General features: G+C 63.1%; 3 protein-coding genes and 1 CRISPR repeat array (1 of these 4 only partly in view). Of the genes, 2 read left to right on the top strand and 1 reads right to left on the bottom strand.

The window, feature by feature from the left end:
* The first annotated feature begins 857 nt into the window (after positions 1-857).
* Together NM961_RS06410 and NM961_RS06405 are read left to right on the top strand one after the other, a co-directional pair.
* Complete coding sequence (locus NM961_RS06410; protein ID WP_439334198.1) at positions 858-1,250, top strand: YbaN family protein; 393 nt, start codon at positions 858-860, stop codon at positions 1,248-1,250.
* A gap of 259 nt (positions 1,251-1,509) precedes the next feature.
* The gene (locus NM961_RS06405; RefSeq protein WP_255913088.1) at positions 1,510-2,277 is read left to right on the top strand and encodes a hypothetical protein; all 768 of its coding nucleotides are present in this window, start codon (positions 1,510-1,512) and stop codon (positions 2,275-2,277) included.
* A gap of 201 nt (positions 2,278-2,478) precedes the next feature.
* On the opposite strand, the gene NM961_RS06400 is transcribed toward NM961_RS06405, so the two are convergent.
* Complete coding sequence (locus NM961_RS06400) at positions 2,479-3,639, bottom strand: hypothetical protein (RefSeq protein ID WP_255913087.1); 1,161 nt, start codon at positions 3,637-3,639, stop codon at positions 2,479-2,481.
* A gap of 608 nt (positions 3,640-4,247) precedes the next feature.
* A CRISPR array of direct repeats spans positions 4,248-6,000; the repeat unit is 28 nt; unit sequence CTTCACTGCCGCATAGGCAGCTCAGAAA; it runs 1,576 nt beyond the window's last position.

Below are 6,000 nucleotides of genomic sequence, written 5' to 3'. Positions count from 1 at the left end.
TCAACAACACCCGATTGCTGGGGCCGATCGGCAACATCCCGCCGGCAGAAGCTGAGGCGGCCTACTATCGGCAAATCCGTGAGCTCGCCATGGCGGCGTGACTCACACCAATGAGTCTCCGGGGTTCCCGGGGCGGTTCACCCACTAAAGGAGGATTGGGATTGGGACACCTGCGTGGGATTGGGACACCCACCAAAGGACGGCTCAGCCGGATGGGATCAGGACATGCACAAGATCCGGCAATGCGAACGGCGGCAATGCGAACGGCAGAGATCGGGACACCCACCAATTCCCATCCGGACTGGTTCGTCAGCCGAGACCGGGAATGGATTGGGACACCCATCAGCGGAGCAGCACGGAGCAGACCAGACGGAGCAGACCGGGAAGCAGACTGGGACACCCACAAAAAATCCCGCCCGTCAGAAATCTCCGATCCCGCCAGGGAAGCCTTCCAGTAGCTCCAGCGGGATTGGGACATCCACCAAAGATGAACCTGCGGCATGGGATCGGGGGGATGGGATTAGGACACCCACAAGGTCCAGCAACGCGAGCGACGGCGGAGATCGGGACATCCATCAATCCCTGCCCGGAACTGGCTCGTCAGCTGACACCCACAGCGGAACAGCACGGAGCAGACCGGCCCATCCACAAAATTCCCGTCAGAAATCTCAGATCCCACGAGGGACGCCTTCCCGCCTGCCGCTCCATCGGCGTGTCCGGCCGCAGCGGCACCCGCCCCGGGTAGCCGGATCCGGCTTCCAGCCCGCCCAACCCCGTCGCCCACATCCTCACGCTATAGTCCAACGCCGCCGCAGTTAGCTTTTGGGGTCTTGCCGTTGTCGGAATCCACGTCCAAGCTGGCCCGCAATCGCTTGGGACGCGCGCTCTGGCTGGTGCTGGCCTGGGTGAGTCTGCTGCTGGGTGTGATCGGCATTGTGCTGCCGGGATTGCCGACGACGCCGTTTGTCCTGCTCGCGGCCTTCGCCGCCGCGCGCGGCTCCCTGCGCTTGCATGCGTGGCTGCATAACCACCCGCGCTTCGGGCAGATGCTGCGCGATTGGGAACGGGAGGGCGCAGTCAGCCGGCGTGCCAAGTGGTTCGCCACCATCACCATGCTGGCCAGCGCCGTGATGATGGGCGTGTTCAGCCCTCGCTGGTGGATGGCGGCGATAGGGACCGCGTTCATGCTGGCCGTGGCGATCTGGCTGTGGCTGCGGCCGGAGCCGGGGCAGCGTTCCGAGGCTTCGTGACAACCGGAAGGTGCGCAGCAATCCGCCAGGGGAGCAGATGCCGCCACGAACGGCAGCGATAACGACTTCTTGTATCTGCGCCAGCCAGCGTACGGATTCCAGCATGGCTTGAGCGAGGCCGGATTCCATCAGCGGAAATCATCCTGTCGAGCCGCCGTTCCGTTCCCGCCGAAAATCTCCGTCCTTACGGATGCGAGCCCCTGCATATCGCCTCGGCGGCACGCGCCAGGGAACCGAAGGCGGCCTGCTGCGCCATTCCGTGCGAACGGCGCGCCAGAAGAGATCCGCCGCGCGCATCGACATGGCAGAGCGGTCCGATAATTCCCGCATGACTACTCCTGTCACGTTTTCCCCCACGTTCTACCGCTTCGCGGCGATCTGTTCCGTCCTGTCGGCGTTCACGACGCTGGGCCTGATCTTCCTGCCCCAGTGGTTCTCCGGCGGCGCCGACTTCGACAGCCGCATGGCGCGGGTCGATGATCCGGTGGCACAGCTGCGCGCCTGGATCTATCTGCTGCATCCATTCCTGGTGGCCGCGGCGGCAGTGGCCGTGGCGGTGCGTCTGCGCTGGACGGCGCCGGGCCTGGCGTTGTTCGGTGTACTGGGCTTTTTGCTGTGGGCCGGAACCGAAGCCGGACAGCAGGCCCTGAGCCTGGTCGCGTTCGATCGCTGGCGCCATGCCTGGCTGCTCGCGGACGAAGGCGCCCGCAGCGCACTGCGCGTACAGATCGGTGTGTATGACGGTCTGTGGGATGCGATGTATTTTCTGCTGCTGATCGGCTTCTGCATCGGCAACACCTGCTACGCTGCGGTGCTGCTGCGCCGGCGCGGCTTGTCGCGGATCGTCGGCGGCTTCTACCTTGCCGCAGCGCTGCTCACGCTGCAGATCTTCACCGTCGAACTGGGCGCGCCGGGGCTACCGGAACCGCTGGCAGGCTGGATCTATCCGGCGATACAGCCGCTGGGGCGGACGTTGATCGGGCTGTGGTTGTGGGGAAGGGCGGATGAGCGGGAGGTGGTTGCCTGAGCGGTGGGTTGCTGACGTGTAGGCAGCTCAGAAAAGCTGATCGGCGCACCGCCCGCCACGGTCGCGGCTCACTGTCGTGTAGAAAATTCAGAAATTGCCAGCTGTTAACAGCAGGATTTCCGTCAAGTCCACCGCCGCGCAGTCAGCCCAGAAACTCCGGAGCCGGAAGCCGTCCTTTCGCCGCGAAGCCAGCGGCCAAGCTCAGACCGTCCGATGCGGAAAAATCGTGGAAAGCCTCCGCGGCAGATCAGCCAGGGCCCCTTTTGGCATAGCCTGACGGCGCACAGGGGCGAGTTTGGCAACGACTTCCGCCGCAGTCACTTCACCAACAGCTGCGGCTGGAGCGCCGGTGTCAGCGACAGCCGCCGCGGCTTTTCCCCGGGGCAACACATTCACGCCAGGTCGCGGCCGGCTGCGGATCTCGATTTCCTCGATCGCTTCGGCGTCATCGGCGGCGTTGTCTGCAACATCGTTACTTGCAACGAGTTTGCGCAGTTCCGTGGCCCGTACCGGCGCGCTGGCGCCCGCGGCGCTGCTGTCGAGGGCCAGGCGTATCAGATTCTCGTCGGCGGCCATAGGCAGGCGCAGCGTCGCGGCGCTGCGACTGGGTTCGCGCGGTGCGCGTGCGCCGGCGGCGCGGCCGAGCAGGGTGGAGATGGCGCTGGCCGGCAGCGCCGTCAGCACGCGGGCGATGCCGGCGATGGCTTCGTGCAGGAAGAACACACGGTCGCCGTGCTGCAGTACGGCACGGGCGCCGAAGGCCAGCGATAGCTGGCAGGCCGCGCTACCGGCCGGCGCCCACCAGAATGCGCGCCCGGCGCCGTGGCCGAGGCCCAGTTCCAGCAGCGGCTTGAGCAACTGCTTGAGCGGCGAGAAGCCGCGGCGGTATTGCGAGCACAGGCCCAGGTCGTAGAACACCAGGCAGGAATCGGTACCGAGAATGCCGGCGAGCTTGTCCCAGGCGGCATCGTCGATGTGGACGAGATCGGCGTTGCAGCGATAGTTGTCCAGCGCTTCGGCCGGCGTGCTGACGCGCGCCCAGGCGTAGCCGCCTATGCTGCCTTTCTCCGCGCCGAGCACGGTCACACAGGATTTCGGCCCCAGCTCGCGCGCCAGCCGCGTCTTCACTGCGGCGGCGGAAATGGCGCTGAGTTCAGTGGAATGCGTACTCAGGGATTCGGCCAGGTCGCAGATCGCATCGGCGTTGCCACGGTGGCTGAGCGCCATGAAGTTGCTGAACTGGCTGACGCTGCGCGAGGTTTCCGGCGCGACGGTGTTGCGCAGGCGCCAGGCTTGCAGTTTCCAGAACAGGCGCACGCGGAGGTTCGAGCCAGCGCCGGCCGCAACGGAACCCTTGTTCACTTCGCTCTCCACGGTTTGTCTGCGGCGCATGGTCCGTGCACAGGTTCGCACCAGCCAGTCAACAATCGTGGCAAGCGTGGTTGTTTACAAATGCGCCGCGATAGCGGTTCCCGAGGGAAAATTTCCTGAGGGAAAACCCGGTAGGCGAGCGTGAAAACGCGCAGTCCGGGATACTGGCTCCGCGGCAGCTTTGCGCGGACGAGCGGGATGCAGCCGCTGAATGCGTGCTGCAGCCACGGGCTCGTCCTCTCCCTATCGCAGGCAGCGACAAAGCGATGCCGCCGAAGTCGAGCCTGGTGCCGGCTGCTGCGATTGATGCAAGACGGTGCCGCCACTCAGGGGAACTCGTAGTTTGCCACTATTCGCGCATGCATCGCGGCGGACGGAGCTTTCAGCGGTGCGTTGCTTTGCTTCCTGTACAGGCTATTGGAATCGTTTCTGCGCCTGCAGCGTCGGTCTGGTCCGCCCTATTTACTCTCACCCTTTTTCTGCCCGGGATAACGTGTGCTTTCATTTCAATGGGTTGGCGTTGGTCGTGACAATTGGGTGCTTGGCGGGTTTGTGGCGTAAGCTACTGGTAGTGCTGGAGAAGGTTGAGAGGGTTTGTTCTTCACTGCCGCATAGGCAGCTCAGAAATCATGCGAGACCGACCCGCCGAGCCCCCCGCGCTTCACTGCCGCATAGGCAGCTCAGAAAAAGAATCTGACCCCCGACATGTTCACGGACAACTTCACTGCCGCATAGGCAGCTCAGAAAACGAGCTTGCCGGCCAGCACCGCGGCGTCGAACTTCACTGCCGCATAGGCAGCTCAGAAACAGCGGCATCCGCAAGTATTTCGGGTCATCGTCTTCACTGCCGCATAGGCAGCTCAGAAATTACAGCTGCAAGCCGCCTCTGCCGGCCGGCGCTTCACTGCCGCATAGGCAGCTCAGAAAACGGTAGTTCATCCAGACGATGCCGCCGAATTCTTCACTGCCGCATAGGCAGCTCAGAAAACCTGCTCGCCCATCTGCGGGTGCACCAGCAGCTTCACTGCCGCATAGGCAGCTCAGAAATGACGATCAGCGGCAGCGGAATTCTGTCGGCGCTTCACTGCCGCATAGGCAGCTCAGAAATTCTTCAATGACCGAAGCCGGCTACAAACGACCTTCACTGCCGCATAGGCAGCTCAGAAATCCGTCATCTTCGTTGCCAACACATTCGTCGGCTTCACTGCCGCATAGGCAGCTCAGAAAAGAGGCGAAGTCGTCGTTGGCGCAGGTCTCGACTTCACTGCCGCATAGGCAGCTCAGAAAACGGCCTTCCGGAAGGACTTCGACCCCCAGACCTTCACTGCCGCATAGGCAGCTCAGAAATACGGCAAACCATTCCCGCGCGATGAATTCGACTTCACTGCCGCATAGGCAGCTCAGAAATGGTTCAGGCGGCGCTTGCCGGCGACGGTGTACTTCACTGCCGCATAGGCAGCTCAGAAAAAAGCGCGTTGCGGCTGCTCAGGCGGCGCTGCCTTCACTGCCGCATAGGCAGCTCAGAAATGGCGTCATCACGACGCACAGCGGTGCGACGTCTTCACTGCCGCATAGGCAGCTCAGAAAAGTCGATAACTTGACTGGCAAGGCCGGGAACGCTTCACTGCCGCATAGGCAGCTCAGAAAACGCGATAAACACGGCGACGGCGCACACGACGCTTCACTGCCGCATAGGCAGCTCAGAAAGACGGCGTTCACGTCGGTTACGCCACGAAAATCTTCACTGCCGCATAGGCAGCTCAGAAAGTTCGTACCCGCCGCCGGGCGGCGGTCCGTGTCTTCACTGCCGCATAGGCAGCTCAGAAACTGTACCGGCCCGGCGACGTCGATTCCACCGGCTTCACTGCCGCATAGGCAGCTCAGAAAGTGCGGGATAAACGATTCGGGGCCGATTTCGTCTTCACTGCCGCATAGGCAGCTCAGAAACGGCGGCGCGCACGGGCTTCACGAAGCTGGACCTTCACTGCCGCATAGGCAGCTCAGAAATGCGGGTTCTCGCCGAGCTGTGTGATCAACCGCTTCACTGCCGCATAGGCAGCTCAGAAATTCCTGACGACGGTGCTCAACGAGCCCGAGACCTTCACTGCCGCATAGGCAGCTCAGAAATACGCCGACGCCATCGCCAAGCGCATGTTCGGCTTCACTGCCGCATAGGCAGCTCAGAAAGTACGCACGTCGCCGAATTAATCGCGCACGCGCTTCACTGCCGCATAGGCAGCTCAGAAATGACGCGGCCGAAGCGGCGCCCAAGCGCGCGGCTTCACTGCCGCATAGGCAGCTCAGAAATTGTTCGCGCAGTTTGCAATGACTGCGGTTCACTTCACTGCCGCA

It is taken from the genome of Tahibacter harae, from assembly GCF_024437735.1.
GTDB lineage: Bacteria > Pseudomonadota > Gammaproteobacteria > Xanthomonadales > Rhodanobacteraceae > Tahibacter > Tahibacter harae.
This window is presented reverse-complemented; position numbering and strand designations above follow the sequence as displayed.